This window comes from Chryseobacterium camelliae, assembly GCF_002770595.1.
Classification (GTDB): domain Bacteria; phylum Bacteroidota; class Bacteroidia; order Flavobacteriales; family Weeksellaceae; genus Chryseobacterium; species Chryseobacterium camelliae.
In genome coordinates this window covers 3,955,473-3,974,691 of the sequence record NZ_CP022986.1, presented here as the reverse complement: position 1 = coordinate 3,974,691, position 19,219 = coordinate 3,955,473, and the positions used below count along the sequence as shown (strand labels likewise).

Sequence of the window (19,219 nt, the reverse complement as noted above, 5' to 3'; positions counted from 1 at the left end):
AAAAAAGGATTCTTACGGGAATCCTTTTTTTATGTACACCATCAGGGTTTAATTTAGCTTTAATTAAACCCGTATGAAAAACCTATTTATTCCCCTTGTCTTGTTGATCATCTCCTGCCAAAAGAAGGAAGTAGGAAATTCTATTAGATATGATCTGGCTCCCATCAGACCAGCCCGCTTATCTAATGATCAATTCAGGAATAAAGCTTTGAACTTTTTAAAACCTGAAGATCAAGAAAAATGTTCAGCCATACTGAATGTATTGGAGAAGCAGCATTTAAGCTTCTGTGACTTTATGAAAAGGGAATATGAAATTGATGATTCCTGTTATGCCATTGCCAGATCAGAATATCCTGAACCTGAAATGCAGATGCAGTTTGTACAATGTCATGACCAAGCATTCGACCTGTTACACGCACGGTTTCTGAAACAAATTCATCTTACCGAGCATCAGGCCAATTACTTATCGGCACTATATTATTTTAACCAAGATATCAGAAACATCTGCGGTAGTTATTGATCACTGAATGACGAATTAGTCTCACAACTCAATGATATGGTCTGAGAATCGACAGGAGGTCGAGAGAAATCATAAAAAAGTCCGTCTTCACTAGTTGAGACGGACTTTTCTCTTTCATAAAAGTTGAATAATTTGTTTTATTTCTCATTATTTGGGCCAACTGATTTCACACAGTATACTCCAGCACAACTGAAAATGATTCCTATCAGGATGGATAAAAAGCTATACCATACGGTTCCTTCTTTTACCGCCATCCATCCCCAGGTCCATGGAAAAAATGGCCAGATCCCCTGCCCCAGCCCCGTACCTCCTATGATCAGAGCCAAAAGCATAAAAACAGCTCCGGCAGCTAATGTGGTTCCTACGTTAAACCGGACCGCCAGCCACAGATGGAAAGCCAACAGCGCAAAACTCAACGCACAATATACCAGATAAAAACTGCCTAAGACCACAAATGAAACTTTTAATGGCGACAAAAACAGCAGCAGTATCACAGTTCCGGCATTAGCCAGGCCCCATGATACCATAAGTTTGGTCAGATATAGTTTCGCAATGGACACAGGCCGGGTACAGAGTATCCGCCAGGCGTTGGATTCCGGCATCCAGACGAGTGCAGAAAGAAGTGCAGCCCCGAATGGCAAAACCAGGATAGACCATAGCTGCAAGGTATTCATCGGAGCATTTCTCAATAATGCAGTCAGTCCAAATAATAATGGCATTCCCAGGCACAGCCAGTATACCATGCTTTCCTTAGTTTTCACCAATTCAGCAGCAATATAGCCGGTAATGGCAAAGCGACTTTTATAGGCAAGCTCCTTTTTACTGGTAATTGTCCATGATGGCTTTTTCCTTTTTTGAAAGGTGAAATAGGGCAAAGAAATCATCAGTAATGCCATTAACAGGGAAGGCAGAACTGGCAGCCATGGTGAAATTGCCCAGCCGGGATCATTGAGTTCCATCGGTACACCATTGGCGTGAGTTCCGGTAAAAACCAGCGAAGAGCGTACCGGCCAAGACCATGGGTTAATCCACCACAATCTTTGCTCTGCCATAATCACACCGGATATGGTTCCTGCAAGGGACAGCAATAAACTTCCGATAAGACCCACTGCATAGGCCAACTTCTGCTGAATGGCCATCATTCCAAAACCGCTCACCGTTAAGAAAAAACAAAGCTTTAAGAGCTGCCCGATTGGTACCGGACCCGGCAGTGCAGCAAAGATTCCGAACGGTATGCTGGCGAGCAGCACGAATACTGTAGTCACCGTAACAATCACAACAAGCCAGAAATACTCTGCGGCACGCAGCTGTCTGATAGAATAAGGCCTCCACCAGGTTCCTCCTCCGCGTGAGGACTTCTCTCTTTTTGCGGTAAGCCCGGCAATAAGTGCTATGGCAATAGGATAAAGAAAGGTGGTCCATAAGGTATGCCATGCATTAATGCCATCCCAGCTCTGTTTGGATTGTTTGCTGATCAGGAAAAGTGTTCCGCTGACCAGTCCCATACAAAGTCCGGTCCATGCAATCTTCACTACGCTTGATTTACGTAGTTTGACCGATTCTGACTGAATAAGTATCGCCTTCATGACACTTTTTTTGTGAGTTCCAAATACTTTTCTTCCAATCGGTTTTCATCAGGTGATAAATCTCTAAGTGTTCCCTGATAAACAAGATTTCCATCTGAGATCACTCCGATGTAGTCTGCCAGTTTTGCGACCTCACCTAACTGATGGCTTGAAATCAGAACAGTTTTTCCTTCCTTTGTATAGGCTTTCAGGAGATCCCGCAGTTCTCTGATCCCTTCCGGGTCAAGTCCGTTCTGGGGCTCGTCCAGAATAAGGAGTTCAGGATGGTCCAGGAGAGCAATCGCCAGCGCGAGACGGCTCTTCATTCCCATAGAAAAACTTTTTACCGGTTTATTGCCGGTATCAGTAAGGTTGACACGGGATAAGGCATTTTTAATATCTTCAGGCTTTAAGTTAAGCATCTTAGCATGAACCTCAAGATTCTCAAAGGCATTGAGGTGATCATATAGTGCAGGACCATTGATGCTGGCACCGACTCTTTTGAGCAGGTTCCGCTGCCAGCTTTCCCCGAACAGGGTGATTTTTCCTGAACTGGGCTTCATCAATCCCAAAATCAGAGAAAGGGTTGTGCTTTTACCTGCCCCGTTAGGGCCCAGCAGGGCATAGATATATCCTTTGGGTACAGAAAGGTTAATGCCTTTAACGGCAGTAAACGGACCATAGCTTTTAACAAGCGCATCCGTGATTACGATATTTTCCATAACATAATATTTTAATGATTCATTAGATTAGTAACCAAATCATTACACTTGTTACGCATGGCATAAAATTTCGTTGTATTTACACGATTATGAACAAATGGTAAATAGCATAAACCTTCCATATCATCAGGAAATTTATCTTTTTATATTTTCTGATGGTAATACCAAGGGTAAAAAAATTTCAGAATGCAAAAAATCCTGCACATGAATGGCAGGATCCTAAACATTTATAATAAATAAAGTCTTTATTTTTTAACAGCGAGGGAATACACCCACTTTCCTGCGGTGAAAACCGCTACAGCAATAAGTCCGCCTGCTATCCCGAAAGTCATTTCCTTAAGAAGTTTAGGCCAGCTAGGCAGCAAATGGTGAAAGTAATCTATCCTGTGGGCAAAGATTCCTCCCGCTACCATAATCAATGCAATGGTACCAATTACGCCAAGCGCTTTAATCACGATCGGCAAAGCTTTAACCAACAGATGGCCCAGCTTTCCGAAAAAGCCCTTATCGTTGCTTTTTTTGATGAGCTTAAATCCTGCATCATCCATTCTTACAATCAGGGCAACAATTCCGTATACGCCTACTGTGGCAATGAAGGCGACCAGACTGGTTACCAGGATCTGGGTGATAAAAGGATGGCTTTCTTCCAGTACGGTCCCCAGGGCAATAATGACGATTTCTATGGATAAAATAAAATCTGTGGTAATGGCCGATTTCACTTTTTCCTTTTCTATCGCCTCAGGACTCTTTTCTTCCTGCTCGATTTCTGCTTCCACTTCGTGGCCTTTCTTATCCCGGTGAAAAAGAAATTCTATAATTTTTTCCATCCCTTCAAAAGACAGGTAAAGCCCTCCCAGGATCAACACATAATTTATGGCTGGAGCATAAAGCCAGTTGAGCAAAAATACAATGGGAAGGATGATCAGCTTATTGATAAAAGATCCTTTGGTAATAGCCCATAAAACCGGTAACTCCCGTGATGAAAGGAAGCCGGTAGCTTTTTCAGCATTCACTGCGAGGTCATCTCCCAGGATCCCCGCTGTTTTCTGCGTTGCTATTTTACTTGTAACCGCTACATCGTCCATCAGGGCTGCGATATCATCCAGGACTGCAAAAAAACCAGATGCCATAGTATTTTAATATTTTTTTAATGTTCGTTAAATGAAGAGCAAAAATAATTATTTAATTCGGTTTTTATATGGCGTGCAGAATAATAATTATGCTTGTACTTCCGTAGCGGTAATAACAATATTCGTACCTTAGCATATCGGAAACAGGTGTTTCTCACCAGGAACCCTCATACAAATCTTACAAAGGGATTTCCTGATATTCAAAAATGCAAAAGTATCCATTCAGCACTATGAAAAAACTGATCCTGAAATACCATTTTTTTGTTTTGGGATGCGTCAGTTTTGTCCTGAACTCCTGCAACACCAAATTCAGGGTATGGGTAGGAACCAACCATGACCAGAAGATTTACAACTTAAAATACGGAGAGCATAAGCGTCAGAAAATGGATGTATTCCTTCCTTCTGATTATCCTGAAGATTCCCCGGTGGTGCTGATCGTTCACGGAGGAGCCTGGAAGTATGGCCGGAAAGAGCACATGATCCAGATCCAGAAAATGCTGTTCAGGAATAACGTTCCGAGTATCAATATGAACTACAGGCTGGTATCGAAGACCGTCACTTACCGCCAGCAGCTGGAGGATATTGGCCTTGCCATACAAAAGTTCAATGCACTGGCCCACAAAGCTGAACTCCGGCCGGATAATTACATTCTGCTGGGAGAAAGTGCAGGCGGCCACCTGGCTCTGCTGTACGGATACCGGCATCCTGAACAGATAAAAAAAATCATTTCCCTGAGCGGGCCTACAGATTTTTATTCTCCTGAATATTTACATTCGTTTTATTCCAAATATTCTTCACCCACCATCCAGAAGGTGGTAGGAACGAAATTCCACCGCCAGAATCTGTCTGATGAGTTCAGGCAAGCAAGTCCCATAGCCAATGTGGCTGATGTTCCTACCCTGCTGTTTCAGGGAAATCAGGATGTTCTGGTCAGCCAGAAACAGGCTAAGGCTTTGGATTCTGTCCTGAGTGCCAGGCATATCCCGCATAAGCTGATTTTTATGAAAAATACGGGACATGCGCCCAGGTTTTTCAGCAAGACCAAAAGGGACAGCATCATCTATCCCAATATCCTGGAATGGATCAAAAGCTAAGCTCATTTTAATAGCCAGATAAAATCATCTTTCTCAGGTTTTATTGCTTATGATGCGTAATCTGCAGATGTGCGAGACATCATTCAAAAAAATAAGATTTTAAAATGTTCGGAAAATTCAATGATCGTTTTTAAAGTCATCCCTACATAACAAAATAAACCCGCCTTATCAGCGGGTTCACTTATATTGTATTTCAAATCGGAATCTTTATTTCTCTTCGTCGAAATTATGGTTCTCATATTTTGAGAAGTCCTGTTTTTTTCCGAACATGAATTTAATGATGATCGGCAGTGTGGTAATCAGAACGATCACAATAATGATCAGCTCAAGCTTCTTTTTTAAATCGATTCCAAACTGATCGATGAACAGTTTATCAAGGTAATGTCCGGCGAAAATCAGCAGGAACGACCAGAGGACTGCCCCAATGACATTGTCCCTCAGAAAATCCCTTTTATCCATCTTCACGATACCGGCAACAATCGGGGCAAAAGTCCTGACAACCGGTAAGAATCTGGCCATGATGATCGCCAGTGCACCGTTTTTTTCAAAGAAATCATGGGCCTGGTACAGGTATTTTTTCTTGAAAAACATGGTGTCCTGTTTTTTATAAAGTGCAGAACCGGTTTTCCTTCCGAAATAATACCCAACTTCATTTCCGATAATAGCGGCTATGGCAACGGAAGAAGCCAGGATAAGCGTATCAAGGAACTCACTTCCCGTCGATCCGAACGTTTGTTGAATAATTTCAACAGCATAGATTCCCGAAACAAAGAGCAGTGAATCACCAGGTAAAAAAAAGCCTATGAAAAGCCCTGTTTCAGCAAAAATAATAAACAAAATAAGCCAGAACCCACCCAATTTTATATAAAATTCGGGGTTCAGCAAATCTCTCCAGCTATTGAAATCTTCCATATATATCGTTGAGTAACAAAAATAGGTTTTAAAACCCTGATAAGAAAATTAATTATCAATTTTTAACGAAAATTCTTACAGGATCAGAGCTCAAGATCATCATCAGAAACCGCTGTTCCGTCAGCCATAAGGAAAGCTTTCAGGAAAGGCGTGATATTGCCGTTCATCACGGCATCCACATCTGAAGTTTCATAGCCGGAGCGCACATCTTTCACCAGCTTGTACGGATGCATCACGTAATTACGGATCTGGCTTCCCCACTCGATCTTCATTTTATTGGCTTCGATCTCATTACGGGCTCTCATCCGCTCTTCAAGTTCCATTTCATATAACCTGGAACGGAGCAACTGCATGGCCTTTTCCTTGTTCTGCAACTGGGAACGGGATTCCGAGTTTTCAATGATGATCCCGGTAGGCGCGTGACGGAGACGTACGGCTGTTTCCACCTTGTTCACGTTCTGACCTCCGGCTCCGGAAGAACGCATGGTCTCAAAGGAAATATCTGCCGGGTTGATATTGATCTCAATGGTATCATCCACCAATGGATAAACATACACTGACACAAAGCTCGTGTGTCGCTTCGCATTGGAATCGAAAGGAGAAATCCTGACGAGCCTGTGCACTCCATTCTCCCCTCTCAGGTATCCGAAGGCAAATTCACCTTCAATTTCAAGGGTTACGGTTTTCACGCCGGCAACATCGCCCTCCTGGTAATTCAGCTCGCGGATTTTATAGCCCTGCTTTTCTGCCCACATCGTATACATCCTCATCAGCATGGATGCCCAGTCGCAGCTTTCGGTACCACCTGCTCCCGCCGTAATCTGCAAAACGGCTGAAAGCTCATCGCCTTCATTGGAAAGCATATTCTTAAATTCCAGGTCTTCTATTTTCTCCACCAGCTTCGGGAAGGTATCATCCAGCTCTTTTTCAGAATCCGGGTCCTCTTTGGCAAATTCAGCCAGTACCTGCAGGTCTTCAAACTGACTGCTGATCTCATCGTAGGCTTCAACCCATTTTTTTTTGGAACGCAGCTGCTTCAGAAAGGCTTCCGCTTCTTTGGGATTGCCCCAGAATTCAGGCGCAGCCGTCTTTTCATCATCATTGGCAATTTCTATCCTCTTCTTTTCAATCTGAAGGTATTTATATAAGTCCTCGATCCTGGACTGAACTTCTCTTATATGGTCGTTATTGATCACGAATGTCTATTTTATGCAAAAATACGGATAAATGTGGATTTTGGAAGTAAGATTTTAGATATCAGATCCGAGATGTCAGATACTAGACGATTTTAAATTATAGATTTTAAATTATAGATTTTAGATTATAAGTTTTAGATTCATAATGCAGGACTTGTTATGATTAATAGAGGCGTGATAAATACAGATGTATTATATCTTTATCTTTTATGTTTAATCTTTTTTCCCAGATTCAAAATTCAAAACCCATTATTCAAAATCTAAAATCTATAATCTAAAATTTAAAATTCCTCTTCGCATTACTTATTCCCCTCTTCCTCATTATGCTGAAAACCAATCGCCCTTCTCGGCTCTTCCACGATCCTGTAGGCATCAAGTTCAGTTTTCAGGCTGTGGATCCTGTATTGGAACTGGTCTGAACTGTTGAGGATGACATCTTTCAGAAAAGCGGCAATCTGATCCAGGTATTCACCGGTGAGCTTTCCGGCAGCATCCCTTAACGCTCCGTCAAGGACATTTTTATCAATCTTCAGATTTTCATTTTTAGTTTTATAATACAGGTATTTGATGCGTTTTTTGAGGCTTTGGGTGAAGTCGATCAGCATGGTATTGCTGAATACCTTCATTTTCGAGGCAACCTCATCCCAGAAAGGGATCTGGTCGGCGTTGTTGTTTTTGAGGATTTTATACAGCAGGGACGTTTTTTCCAGGTTCCTGGTCATGGCATACAGGATTATCTCTGCCCGTTCTGCCTTGTTAGGCGGAAATACGGGAACCAGTACATCGAATCTTCCGGGAGCCATGATTTCTTCATCAATATCTGAAATGGAATTTGCAGAACCTACCATCAGCACATCTTCCTGCTCAAACTTTGAAATATGGTGCAGGATGACTTCCTGGGTTTCCAGGTTGCAGGCCGCCACATTATTTTCTGGTTTTCTGGCCATCATGATGGTGTCAAAATCATCCAGGAAGAGCAATACCTTATCCTGTTTCATTGCTGTAACCAGGAAATCATTGAAATGCGTTTTGCTTCCGTCGACAAAAGATGTCCCCAGGTAATGTTTTTTTACTTCTTTGAATTGATAACCGATGATCTCGGCAATTTTTTTCGCCCAGAAAATCTTTCCGCTTCCCGGAGGTCCGTACAGAACAATTCCTGCCGGCTTATGGATGCCCCAGTCTTTGATCTGCTGTGGATTCAGGAACGGTTCGAGTACCGCTGAAATATAAAAGAACAGATCCCTGTATCCGATGAAATCCCTTTTCTGCAGGCTTGTGGTATTTCCGAAATAATTGTACACAAACTGGTAATTTCCACCCAGCTTATTGTCGATCCCATAGCTTGAAACCGATGATTTGAAAAAGCCGTTATCAAAAATATTCGGATTGATCTCTTTCATGGCTTCCTCCACTTTTTCCTGCGGCTGGTTGATTTTCTCAGCAATCTGTTCGGGGGTTTTGGCTTTATCAAGGTCTTTTTCGTACCGCCTCAGAAAATCAATATGTTCACGGGCAAATTTTTCAAAATCCTCTTTCACTTCAAAGTTGGTGCTGATGCAGTTGGCCAGTTCCAGATCAAAATCCTGGATAAACTGTTTGATGGCTTCTGCTGATACGTCAAGCTCCTGGGCAAGTTCAATCAATTTCATAAGTCAGTCTAATTACATTCTGTATTCAATGCATCGAAATTTAAGCCAATTGCATGATACAGCCGGCGAAGATGCTTTGCAACCTAAATATACAGATTTCCATACAATTCCGGGTACGCATTCTTTTAAGGCTTTATGAACATACAATAGAGCCAGTTTCAATGCACATTAAAAATTGATAAAATTAAATACTGTTACGGCAATTATTATTACCTTTCCGGAGGTTTGTTTACAGACTTTGTAACAATTCACGGCCTGTTGAGACTAGTATAATGTAAAACGAATTACATGGAAAAAATTTTATCGGTCAAGAACCTGACCAAAAAATTCAAGAGAGTTGTCGTAAACAACATTTCTTTTGATGTAGAAAAAGGAAATGTGTACGGACTTTTGGGCCCGAACGGCAGCGGGAAATCCACGACCTTCGGAATGCTCCTTTCCACCATCAATCCTACCAGCGGCGACTGGTACTGGTTCGGAAAAAAAGGTACAGATCCTGAAACACTGAAAAGAATCGGGGCTATTATAGAACAACCCAATTTCTATCCGTACCTGAGTGCGGAAAAGAACCTGAAAATCGTTGCAGAAATCAAAGGGACGCCCTACGGAAGGATCGATGAGGTGCTGAAAACGGTAGGACTTTTAGAAAGGAAAAAAGATGTGTTCAAAACCTATTCCCTCGGGATGAAGCAGCGTCTGGCCATCGCTTCTGCTTTACTGAACAATCCTGAAGTGCTGATCCTTGATGAGCCGACGAACGGGCTCGACCCGGAGGGCATCATCCAGATCCGGGACATCATCACCAGCATAGCCAAGCAGGGCATTACGATCATCATTGCAAGCCACCTGCTGGATGAGATCGAGAAAATATGCAGCCATGTCATCGTGCTGAAAGAAGGAAATTCAATCTATTCCGGCAGGGTGGATGAAATCACCAGCAATACAGGATATTTTGAGCTTAAAGCAGATAACAATAGCCTTCTGCTGAGCACGCTGGAAGAACTGAAGTGGTTCTCATCCGTCAGTATGGAAGGCGAACTGATCAAGGCCCAGATCCGGGAAGACGCGTCGGTTTCGGCATCAGCGCTGAATCAGAAACTGGCGGAAAAAGGAATTTTCCTTTCTCATCTCACGAAAAAGAAACTGTCTCTTGAAACCCAATTCCTTGAACTTGTAAAAAACACGAACCATGCTTAAACTATTAAAACTCGAATACTATAAAAACCTGGCTTATAAACCTTTTAAGGTTTTCAGCATCCTGTACTTTGCGATACTGATCGTATTTCTGTTCATCGGACTGGTAGATTTCGATCTTTTCGGAGGGAAAGTGAATCTTAAGGAGCAGGGAATCTACAATTTCCCTGAGATCTGGAACTTCACCACCTGGATTGTGGCTTTGCTGAAAATCTTCCTCGGCCTCATCATCGTGTTTTCCATCTGCCAGGAATTCAGTAACAGGATGTTCAAGCAGAACACCATCGACGGATTGAGCAGGGAGGAATTTATTACGTCAAAGCTGCTGACCATTGCTGTTTTTACCATTATTTCTACACTGATCGTCTTTGGTATTACGCTGTTTTTAGGATATCAGTATTCCAATACCACAGAATCCGATAAGGTCTTTGCAGAGATGTTTTTTATCGGAAACTATTTTGTGAAGCTCTTTACTTTTTTCTGTTTCCTGATGTTCCTTTCGGTTCTGTTAAGAAAATCAGTATTTGTTTTCCTTGCTTTTTTTGTATTATGGATTGCAGAAGCTATTCTGTTAGCCATAGAAAAATTCCAGAAAATACGCGGTCTTAATGAAGTACAGAGAAACCATGTGTTACAGAATGATTTTTTCATTTCCAAACTTTTCCCTCTGGAAAGTATGTCCAGCCTGATCCCGAATCCGATGGTAAGGCTGAATGCTGCTAAACTGCTGGGTATGAAATATGAATTCCACTACCCTGTTGAGAGCCTTATTGCCTGCCTGGTATGGTGTGCCATCTTTATTTTTGCTTCGTACTGGATTCTGAAAAAAAGAGACTGGTAATTATACCAATACCTTTATCAAGATACAGGAAGTGGCCCGGATCGGGCCACTTTTTTTAATGGTCTGGTTTCAAATGATATTCAAAAGCCTGTACATCATTGGCGGATGAAATTTTTTGTTACCTTTATCAAAAATGAAGACGATGAAAAAGATCTATTATGTACCCGGGCTGATCAGTGCTTTGCTTATTCCGCTGTTGTTCTGGTATTATGGAAACCAAAGGGTTCATCCGCAATATAGTGTGATTGATCTTGGGCTTCCGGCAAAAGTTAAAAAGGGAATGGAAAATCAGCTCAATACTTTTGAGCCGTACCGCAAATGGAAGTATAAGAAAATCACAGTAAAACCGAACACCGCTTTACAAAACCAGCCGTATTATGTTTCAGAATTAAAAAAACTCCAGGCCAGGAATGAAAAAGAAACGGGGATTGAATTTGTGATTAATGACGACAATACGTATCAGGATTTCATTGCTTTAATTGATGCCATGAAGTTAGCGAAGCAGGATACCTATGGAGTGGACGTTGAAAAAACGAATCATTTTTTTGCTGTCCATGAATACAAAGATCCTCACAGGTCTGAAAGATATGGTGGCTGTGTAGTAGGCGGTGAATTCACGCCGGAAAAACCTGTTTTACATATTTTCAGGCCTGAATCATTTATCCAATATCTTCCTCAACAGGCATATTACGTCCTGTTTGGGTTTTTATTTTTTCTGAATATTTCAATGCTCAGCATTCAGGAGAACATCCAATTGAAAAGAAAGCTAATATGAGAAGAATATATTATGTACCCGGTTTAATCAGTGCTTTGCTTATTCCATTACTGTTCTGGTATTATGGAAACAAAAAAATGAATGAACCCAAAATTGTAGTCATGGATTTTGGCATTCCGCCCAAACTTAAAAAAGGATCTGATCCGGCTATGTTACTGGAACCTTTAAGAACATGCGATTTTAAACAAATTCCAGTGAGTCCTGGTGAAGGAAAAAAGAATTCAGGTTACTATGTTTCCGAACTTAAAAAACTTCAGAAAAGGAATAAGAAGAATACTGCCATAGCTTTTATTTTAGACAGTACTAACACTTACGGAGATTTTGCTTCGCTGATTAACGATATGGCAATTGCAAAACATGAAAATTATGCTCTTGATATCGAAAAAACAGGTAATTTTCTGGTTCCGGTAATTTATAAAAATACTTCAGAAGGAGAAAAAGAATCCGAATCTTTGCTATATAATGATACTATTATAACTTGGGAAAAAGGTACGCCAAGCATTTCTAATAGATTTAATGAATTCATATCCAATGTGACTAAAGAAGGGAATTATATTCTTTTTTCGTTTCCTGCTCCGGCAGAAATAAAAAAGGCCGCCTTTCGGCAGCCCCCTCTTCACTTTACTTCTTATCCAGTAATGTTATATAATCTCCGTATCCCTGTTTTTCCATCTCTTCTTTCGGGATGAATTTCAGCGATGCACTGTTAATGCAGTATCTCAATCCGCCTTTATCCGTAGGTCCGTCGTTGAATACGTGGCCCAGATGCGCATCCCCGGTTTTGCTTCTTACCTCAACCCTTGTCATTCCATGGGATCTGTCCAGCTTTTCTTCGACCAGTTTTTTGGTAATCGGTTTTGAGAAACTCGGCCATCCGCAGCCTGATTCAAATTTATCCGTAGAGACGAATAGCGGCTCTCCTGTTGTAATGTCCACATAAATACCATCTCGTTTTTCATCCCAGTATTTATTCTGAAATGCTCTTTCTGTACCGTTTTCCTGAGTAACGTTGTACTCTTCGGCAGTCAGTTTCTCCTTCAGCACTTTTTTATCCTGCTTCTGGTATTTTGTTGTTTTTTTAGGCGGGTTGGCATTTCTCGCCATTTCAAACAATCCCGGCTCAATGTGGCAGTATCCGCCCGGATTTTTATCCAGGTAATCCTGATGGTAGTCTTCTGCCCTGTAGAAATTTTTCAGCGGAATGGCTTCTACCAGTACCGGTTTGCTGTAATTCCTGGCCAGCTTCGCTACTTCAGCTTTTACCACAGCTTCCGTTTCTTTATCTGTTGAATAAATTCCCGTTCTGTACTGGTCTCCCCTGTCATTACCCTGCTTATTCAGGCTGGTGGGATCAATGGTTTTAAAATACAGGTCAATCAGAAGTTTAAGGTCTACCTGCTCCGGGTCGTATTTCACTTTCACGGTTTCAGCAAATCCTGTGGTATGGCTTACTACTTCTTCATAAGTCGGGTTTTCCTTATTTCCGTTGGCATACCCTACTTCCGTTCCCACTACCCCTCTTACCTGCTGGAAAAAATGTTCCGTTCCCCAGAAACATCCGCCCGCAAAATACACTTCTTTTACATTTCTATTGTCCATAATGGTCTCATTTTCTTTTTTAACAGCAGGTTTCTTTTTAGAATCTCCGCAGCTGGTGGCAAATACCGCAATTCCCAGGAATATTCCGAGAAAAATCAATACGCTTTTCATCTTTATTTTCTTATTCATTTTAATTTTTTGGTCACTGACTCACGTTTGTTAGATGGCAAATTTCCGACAAAGTTATTTCTGTTTTCACTGATCCTGTCTATCAGAATCATAGCTCCGGAACATCCGCACATCTGTATTCATATACGAAAAACAAGTTTCAGCGGTTTTCTGTTCACCTGTTTTATAATTTGGCTGACGGTATTGTAGCGCGATCATGCTTTTGATCTCCTGATTTTCAACTGCTCCTTTCACCTAGCCCGATTGAAGCCTCTGTTTGAGCTCATTTTTCTGGTTTGGGGCGGCGGCAAAGCCGCCGCCCCAAACCAGAAAAACAGCGGGTGCAGAAAGCGGGAAACAGCTTCAAATGATATGCCTTACCTGAGATTATGGTTTCCCGTATTTATGTACGGGTTTCCATAAAAAATCTTAAATTTGCATTCTATCGAAAAACGCTCAAAAGCAAAGCAATATAAACTTATGACATCACAAGAGATCCGTCAGAAATTTTTAGACTATTTCAAAAGCAAAGGACACCTGATCGTCCCTTCAGCACCAATTGTACTGAAAGACGACCCTACCCTGATGTTCTCCAATTCGGGAATGACGCAGTTCAAAGATTTTTTCCTGGGCTACAAAACGCCTACGGCACCCCGTATTGCAGACACTCAGAAGTGCCTCAGGGTATCCGGAAAGCACAATGACCTGGACGATGTAGGCCGCGATACATACCACCACACCATGTTTGAAATGTTGGGGAACTGGTCTTTTGGGGATTATTTTAAAAAAGATGCTATTGCTTTTGCCTGGGAACTGCTGACGGAAGTCTATGGAATTCCTAAAGAAAACCTGTATGTGACCATTTTTGAAGGCGACGCTTCCGAAAATCTGGACAGGGACCAGGATGCCTATGATTTCTGGAAATCCCATATTTCCGAAGACCGGATCATTAACGGAAACAAGAAAGACAACTTCTGGGAAATGGGAGAAAGCGGGCCTTGCGGACCGTGTTCCGAAATCCATGTGGATCTAAGGACCCCTGAGGAAAAAGCTCAGGTTTCCGGACTGGAACTGGTGAACAACGACCATCCTCAGGTGGTGGAAGTATGGAACCTGGTATTCATGGAATTCAACAGAAAAGCGGACAGGACGCTGGAAAAACTTCCGGCCCAGCATGTGGATACGGGAATGGGCTTTGAACGTCTCTGTATGGCGCTTCAGGGTAAGTCTTCCAATTATGATACGGATGTTTTCACCCCACTGATTGCCAGGGTGGAAGCTCTTTCCGGGAAAAAATATACCGGGATACTGGAGGATGAGAAGGATATTGCCATCCGTGTAGTGGTAGACCACATCAGAGCGGTTTCTTTTGCTATTGCCGACGGTCAGCTGCCTTCTAACGGAGGTGCAGGATATGTGATCAGAAGGATTTTAAGAAGGGGTATTTCCTATTCATACCGTTTCCTCGGCATGAAGGAACCTTTCCTGTACCAGCTGGTAGCTGTTCTTCAGGAACAGATGGGCCAATTCTTTCCTGAACTTGAAAAACAGGGCAAGCTCGTGTCTGAGGTGATTAAAAGTGAAGAAGAATCTTTCCTGAGAACCATAGAAAACGGACTGATCCGGGTAGAAAAGCTGATTCAGCAAACGATCGCAAATAATACTCAAGTTTTACCGACTGAAGAAGTCTTTGAATTATATGACACCTATGGCTTCCCGGATGATTTAACAAGAATTATTGCAGAGGAGAAAGGGCTGACCATTGACGAAGAAGCCTTCAAAGTGGCCCTGAATGAACAGAAGCAGCGCTCAAAAGCAGATTCTGCACAAAAGGTATACGACTGGGTAACGCTGGAAGAAAAACCTGAAAACTTTGTAGGCTATGACCAGTTTGAATCTGAAACCTATATCACCCGATACAGGAAGGTAGAAAACAAAGACGGTGAATTCTACCAAGTGGTATTAAGCGAATCTCCTTTTTATCCGGAAGGTGGAGGCCAGATAGGCGATAAAGGAGTTCTGGAAAATGCTGTAGAAAGCTTTGAAGTACTGGAAACAAAAAAGGAAAACGGACTGATCATTTCCCTGATCAACGGGCTTCCGAAAGATGCGGGTGCTGTTTTTTACGCTAAAGTGAATACCACTGACAGGAAGAATTCCCAGGCCAACCACTCCGTTACCCACCTGCTGCATGAAGCGCTAAGAGAGATTTTAGGCACCCATGTAGAGCAGAAAGGGTCTTTTGTAGGTCCGGACTACCTTCGTTTCGACTTTTCGCATTTCAATAAAATGACGGAGGAAGAACTGGCTTCGGTTGAGAATAAAGTGAATGCCCGGATTAAAGAAAGTATTGCACTCCAGGAATTCAGGAACATTCCGATCAAGGAAGCCATGGAGAAAGGGGCTATGGCTTTGTTCGGCGAGAAATACGGCGACAGCGTGAGGATGATCCAGTTCGGGAGCTCGAAGGAGCTTTGCGGGGGAACCCATGTGAAAAACACCAGTGAAATCGGCCATTTCAAAATTGTTTCGGAAAGTTCTGCAGCTGCGGGAATCAGGAGGATTGAGGCTATTTCCGGGGATAAAGCGGAAGAGTATTTCAAAAACCTTGAAAAACAGGTGACTGAACTGTCCCAGCTGCTGAAATCTAAAGATATTGTACGATCGATTGAGAAGCTGATTGAAGAAAATACGGCATTGAAATCTGAAGTGGATGCCCTGAAAAAGGAAAAAGCCAAGGGAGAAATCGGAGACTGGAAAAACGCTTACGAACAAAAAGGCGATAAGCAGCTTCTGGTTAAAAAGACGTCCCTGGATGCCGGTTCAGTAAAGGACATCGTATTCCAGCTGAAAAAAGAAATCCCTTCTTCTGTTACGGTGATCCTTTCTGATGCAGATGGGAAACCGATGATTACAGTGGGAGTTTCGGATGACCTGGCTTCAAGCTATCAGGCAGGAGCCATCGTGAAAGACCTGGCCAGGGAAATCCAGGGCGGCGGCGGCGGAAATCCGGGTTTTGCGACAGCCGGCGGTAAAAACCTTGACGGCCTGGAAAATGCCTATCAAAAAGCATTGGGCATTTAATCTGCCTTAAAGAATAGTAAAAGCCTGGTGCCATTAACATTTAAAGCACCGATTATTTATATATCAGCTGTATCTTACCGGTACAGCTGATTTTCATTTTAACAAAATATTATACTTTTAGGTAGGGTTTTGTAACTATCTTATTGATAGTTTTGTCTTATTAATAAAAACTTAATGATAAAACTTTTATGCTCATTATTCATGTTGTTCAGTGCGGCGGTATTCAGCCAGACCCAATTCCGGGTGCTCAACAGGGCCAGTAGGCAGCCGGTGGCCAATGCAGCGGTATACTGTGATGATCAGCTGCTCGGGAAAACCAATGAGCAGGGTTTTTTATCCGTTAAAACAAAATGCAGGAAAGTAGAGATCCTGACCAGCAATTTTGAAGATGCGACAGCAGACGTCAAGAAAACAGTCGAGATCGCTTTGGTTCCCCTATCCGAAAAAAGGGATAATATCGAACGGGTGATCATTAATGACAAAAGCGATCCAAGAGCATTGAGAATCCTGGATGAACTGAATAAAAGAGCTAAAGAAAATTCACCTAAATCCCTGGAGTCCTATACATTTAAAGCTTACAGCAAACTGTCTATTGATGTAGATAAAGATTCTGTGGATACCTTCAAGGATTTTATTGCGACCCGCAAAGACTCGCTTTCCAGGGCCGAAGACAGGAAATTCAAACAGAAAGACAAAGAAAAAAAGGATTCCCTGCTTGCGGAAGACTTCATTAATGCCGCTGCGGCCAGCCAGATGTTCCTGTGGGAAAAAGCAACGGAATACAAATACTCCAGAAAATTCGGTGAAAAGACCAATATCATAGACAACCGGATGTCAGGCTTCAAGAATCCCATTTACGAGGCACTGGCCATCAACATTTCCAATCTCGAGCGGATACCCCGCCAGCTGAGGCCTGAAAACCGGGACCTTTTCAATTTCTACCTCTCGGATACCATACAACTGGAGGGCAGGAAAACCTATGTGATCAAATTCAAGGAAATCACCAACAAGAAAAAACAGAACCCGAGGAAATTCAACGGTAAAATATATGTGGATGCCTCAAGCTTTGCCCTGAAAAAGTTTGAAAGTACCAGTAAGAAACTCAATGAAGGCAATATTGTCTCCGTATGGAAGTCTATAGACAATAAATGGTTCCTGGATTATGAGGACATCAAGGTAAAAATGGGCGACCAGACCTATGAAACCTCCAAAAAGGACAGTACCAAAGCAGGCGAAAAGCCAAAATTCAATAAGAAGTCATTCGGAAATTACCTGTATGTAAAGAACCGGTTCTTCGGTTTCCAGCTGAACGAGGAGGTAAAACCATCGGATTTCAAAGGGTATTCCCTTGAAGTGAAAAGTTCGGACGGAAGCCAGCTGAATCAGTACAGGACGGACAGCCTTACGGAACGTGAAAGTGCTACCTACACTAAAATAGACCAGTTTGTGGAAAAGCACCAGTTTGAAAAGAAACTGAGCTTCCTCACCCAGCTGCTGCGGGGAAATATACGGTACAAAATGATCGATTTTGACATCACCAAATTTTACAGCTACGACCAGGTTCAGGGACTGCGTCTGGGAGCAGGCGTAAAACTCAATGAAAAGTTCAGCAAGACCTGGTCTCCGGATGCATATTTCGGTTATGGCTTTAAAGACAGCCGATTCAAATACGGATTAGGACTCGATGTAAAGCTGTCAGATAAAAGGACATCCGTATTCAGGATTGATTATGTAGATGATGTATTTGCCGCAGGAAGGTTCAGCAATGCGATGTGGGATCTCCCGATGAAGCTGTCGGATATCAATATTGACATCCATAACGGAGCATTTTATAAAAATCAGAAATGGGGAGCTTCGTTTTTATATGACCTTTCCAATTCCCTGAGCATGAAGATTGCCGTAAACAAAGAGAAACAGCAGGCCCTTTTTGATTATGAGTATAAAGACATGGGTAATCGTTTCGATAATTTCAGCACTACCCTTTCCCTGAAGTTTGCCCCGAATGACAAAAACATCATGACCCCGAGCGGAAAATTCACTTTCGAGAAAGGCTATCCGCAGGTGTATGTGAATTTTGAAAAAGGGATGAAAACCTTTGGCGGCGACCTGAATTACAGCCGTCTGGATGCCCTGCTGATCCACCAGTTCCGCACTCCGGCGGGATTAACCAATATCAAGCTTTTCGGGGGGCTCTCTTCCGGCACGGCACCGATCTGGAAAAACTTTGAAATTGCAGGACAGACGGACCGCAATAACAACCATTGGTATTCCAATATCGGCAGCCCTACCAACCTGGGATTCACGACCATGCCGGCAGGAACGTTCTACACCGATACATTTGCGGCGATCCGCCTTTCACAGTCGCTTCCCTTCAAATTTAAGACTCTGGGCACACGGTATTCCAGCATTGATGTAGAATACCAGTCTGCCATAGGGAATTTCAGGAACAGCAGCGATCACCAGAAATTCGAGTTTATGGTCCTGGATCATTATTACCAGGAAGCAGGGCTGATCTGGAACCGGTTTTTAGGAAGCAATTTCGGGATTGGGTTCTCCTACCGGCTTGGCTATTACCGGACCTCGGAATTCAGCGACAATTTCGGGATAAAAATAAAATTCAACGCTTTCGACCGTTAAACAATATCAACTGCCTCTACCGGGGCAGTTTTTTATGGTCTGGAATTCAGAAAGACCGGTATTTTCCAAACAATTTTCCGGTGCAGCAATCTTCTATTTTGATCGGTTCTAATTATTGACTTTTCCTTAACACTGGTTATTCTTTAATAAAGTAAAGTTCATGTAACTCTTCCCGTTTTTAAAATACAGT

15 protein-coding genes are annotated in these 19,219 nt (G+C 42.4%); 8 read left to right on the top strand and 7 right to left on the bottom strand.

Annotation, left to right across the window (positions count from 1 at the left end):
- Positions 1-73: 73 nt before the first annotated feature.
- A complete protein-coding gene (locus CGB83_RS18300; protein ID WP_100077124.1) occupies positions 74-520 on the top strand; it encodes a hypothetical protein in 447 nt (148 codons plus the stop codon).
- 137 nt (positions 521-657) lie between these two features.
- Here the strand turns inward: CGB83_RS18300 and CGB83_RS18295 are convergent, their stop codons facing one another.
- The 3 genes from CGB83_RS18295 to CGB83_RS18285 all read right to left on the bottom strand — a co-directional run bounded on the left by CGB83_RS18295 (position 658) and on the right by CGB83_RS18285 (position 3,937).
- Complete coding sequence (locus tag CGB83_RS18295) at positions 658-2,106, bottom strand: ABC transporter permease (RefSeq protein WP_100077123.1); 1,449 nt, start codon at positions 2,104-2,106, stop codon at positions 658-660.
- Positions 2,103-2,807, bottom strand: a complete 705-nt coding sequence (locus CGB83_RS18290; RefSeq protein ID WP_100077122.1) for an ABC transporter ATP-binding protein — start codon at positions 2,805-2,807, stop codon at positions 2,103-2,105. Before CGB83_RS18290 ends, CGB83_RS18295 begins: the two co-directional genes overlap by 4 nt.
- A 245-nt stretch (positions 2,808-3,052) precedes the next feature.
- Positions 3,053-3,937: a DUF808 domain-containing protein gene (locus CGB83_RS18285; RefSeq protein WP_100077121.1), complete on the bottom strand. Its 885-nt coding sequence runs from the start codon at positions 3,935-3,937 to the stop codon at positions 3,053-3,055.
- Positions 3,938-4,167: 230 nt separating this feature from the next.
- Here CGB83_RS18285 and CGB83_RS18280 point away from each other — a divergent pair, with 230 nt between their 5' ends.
- Positions 4,168-5,031: an alpha/beta hydrolase gene (locus CGB83_RS18280; protein WP_100077120.1), complete on the top strand. Its 864-nt coding sequence runs from the start codon at positions 4,168-4,170 to the stop codon at positions 5,029-5,031.
- A gap of 207 nt (positions 5,032-5,238) precedes the next feature.
- On the opposite strand, the gene CGB83_RS18275 is transcribed toward CGB83_RS18280, so the two are convergent.
- The 3 genes from CGB83_RS18275 to CGB83_RS18265 form a co-directional block, all read right to left on the bottom strand.
- Positions 5,239-5,943, bottom strand: coding sequence for a DedA family protein (locus CGB83_RS18275; RefSeq protein ID WP_100077119.1), 705 nt, complete (start codon positions 5,941-5,943; stop codon positions 5,239-5,241).
- 83 nt (positions 5,944-6,026) lie between these two features.
- Positions 6,027-7,139, bottom strand: coding sequence for a peptide chain release factor 2 (gene prfB, locus CGB83_RS18270; protein WP_100077118.1), 1,113 nt, complete (start codon positions 7,137-7,139; stop codon positions 6,027-6,029).
- Between the two features lie 299 nt (positions 7,140-7,438).
- Complete coding sequence (locus tag CGB83_RS18265) at positions 7,439-8,791, bottom strand: AAA family ATPase (protein WP_100077117.1); 1,353 nt, start codon at positions 8,789-8,791, stop codon at positions 7,439-7,441.
- 288 nt (positions 8,792-9,079) lie between these two features.
- Here CGB83_RS18265 and CGB83_RS18260 point away from each other — a divergent pair, with 288 nt between their 5' ends.
- From CGB83_RS18260 to CGB83_RS18245, 4 genes are all read left to right on the top strand, one after another.
- Complete coding sequence (locus CGB83_RS18260) at positions 9,080-9,988, top strand: ABC transporter ATP-binding protein (protein WP_100077116.1); 909 nt, start codon at positions 9,080-9,082, stop codon at positions 9,986-9,988.
- Positions 9,981-10,826 carry an ABC transporter permease gene (locus tag CGB83_RS18255; protein WP_100077115.1) on the top strand — a complete coding sequence of 282 codons (846 nt, stop codon included), beginning with the start codon at positions 9,981-9,983 and terminating at the stop codon, positions 10,824-10,826. Before CGB83_RS18260 ends, CGB83_RS18255 begins: the two co-directional genes overlap by 8 nt.
- A gap of 142 nt (positions 10,827-10,968) precedes the next feature.
- Positions 10,969-11,601: a hypothetical protein gene (locus CGB83_RS18250; protein WP_100077114.1), complete on the top strand. Its 633-nt coding sequence runs from the start codon at positions 10,969-10,971 to the stop codon at positions 11,599-11,601.
- Positions 11,598-12,290, top strand: coding sequence for a hypothetical protein (locus CGB83_RS18245; RefSeq protein ID WP_100077113.1), 693 nt, complete (start codon positions 11,598-11,600; stop codon positions 12,288-12,290). Before CGB83_RS18250 ends, CGB83_RS18245 begins: the two co-directional genes overlap by 4 nt.
- On the opposite strand, the gene msrB is transcribed toward CGB83_RS18245, so the two are convergent.
- Positions 12,223-13,311: a peptide-methionine (R)-S-oxide reductase MsrB gene (msrB, locus tag CGB83_RS18240; RefSeq protein WP_100077657.1), complete on the bottom strand. Its 1,089-nt coding sequence runs from the start codon at positions 13,309-13,311 to the stop codon at positions 12,223-12,225. The two genes, CGB83_RS18245 and msrB, sit on opposite strands and share 68 nt — an antisense overlap.
- Before the next feature lie 477 nt (positions 13,312-13,788).
- Between msrB and alaS the strand changes: the two genes are divergently transcribed.
- On the top strand, positions 13,789-16,392 hold the full coding sequence (gene alaS / locus CGB83_RS18235) for an alanine--tRNA ligase (protein WP_100077112.1): 2,604 nt from the start codon (positions 13,789-13,791) through the stop codon (positions 16,390-16,392).
- A gap of 174 nt (positions 16,393-16,566) precedes the next feature.
- Positions 16,567-19,029 carry a DUF5686 family protein gene (locus CGB83_RS18230; RefSeq protein ID WP_100077111.1) on the top strand — a complete coding sequence of 821 codons (2,463 nt, stop codon included), beginning with the start codon at positions 16,567-16,569 and terminating at the stop codon, positions 19,027-19,029.
- Positions 19,030-19,219: the final 190 nt, after the last annotated feature.

Excerpts from the sequence above, each read along its gene's own strand:
- CGB83_RS18255 (WP_100077115.1), top strand. The coding sequence starts at position 9,981 with ATGCTTAAACTATTAAAACTCGAATACTATAAAAACCTGGCTTATAAA.
- CGB83_RS18275 (WP_100077119.1), bottom strand. The coding sequence starts at position 5,943 with ATGGAAGATTTCAATAGCTGGAGAGATTTGCTGAACCCCGAATTTTAT.
- alaS (WP_100077112.1), top strand. The coding sequence starts at position 13,789 with ATGACATCACAAGAGATCCGTCAGAAATTTTTAGACTATTTCAAAAGC.
- CGB83_RS18245 (WP_100077113.1), top strand. The coding sequence starts at position 11,598 with ATGAGAAGAATATATTATGTACCCGGTTTAATCAGTGCTTTGCTTATT.
- CGB83_RS18295 (WP_100077123.1), bottom strand. The coding sequence starts at position 2,106 with ATGAAGGCGATACTTATTCAGTCAGAATCGGTCAAACTACGTAAATCA.
- CGB83_RS18290 (WP_100077122.1), bottom strand. The coding sequence starts at position 2,807 with ATGGAAAATATCGTAATCACGGATGCGCTTGTTAAAAGCTATGGTCCG.
- msrB (WP_100077657.1), bottom strand. The coding sequence starts at position 13,311 with ATGAAAAGCGTATTGATTTTTCTCGGAATATTCCTGGGAATTGCGGTA.
- CGB83_RS18250 (WP_100077114.1), top strand. The coding sequence starts at position 10,969 with ATGAAAAAGATCTATTATGTACCCGGGCTGATCAGTGCTTTGCTTATT.
- CGB83_RS18260 (WP_100077116.1), top strand. The coding sequence starts at position 9,080 with ATGGAAAAAATTTTATCGGTCAAGAACCTGACCAAAAAATTCAAGAGA.
- CGB83_RS18230 (WP_100077111.1), top strand. The coding sequence starts at position 16,567 with ATGATAAAACTTTTATGCTCATTATTCATGTTGTTCAGTGCGGCGGTA.
- CGB83_RS18280 (WP_100077120.1), top strand. The coding sequence starts at position 4,168 with ATGAAAAAACTGATCCTGAAATACCATTTTTTTGTTTTGGGATGCGTC.
- CGB83_RS18265 (WP_100077117.1), bottom strand. The coding sequence starts at position 8,791 with ATGAAATTGATTGAACTTGCCCAGGAGCTTGACGTATCAGCAGAAGCC.
- CGB83_RS18285 (WP_100077121.1), bottom strand. The coding sequence starts at position 3,937 with ATGGCATCTGGTTTTTTTGCAGTCCTGGATGATATCGCAGCCCTGATG.
- CGB83_RS18300 (WP_100077124.1), top strand. The coding sequence starts at position 74 with ATGAAAAACCTATTTATTCCCCTTGTCTTGTTGATCATCTCCTGCCAA.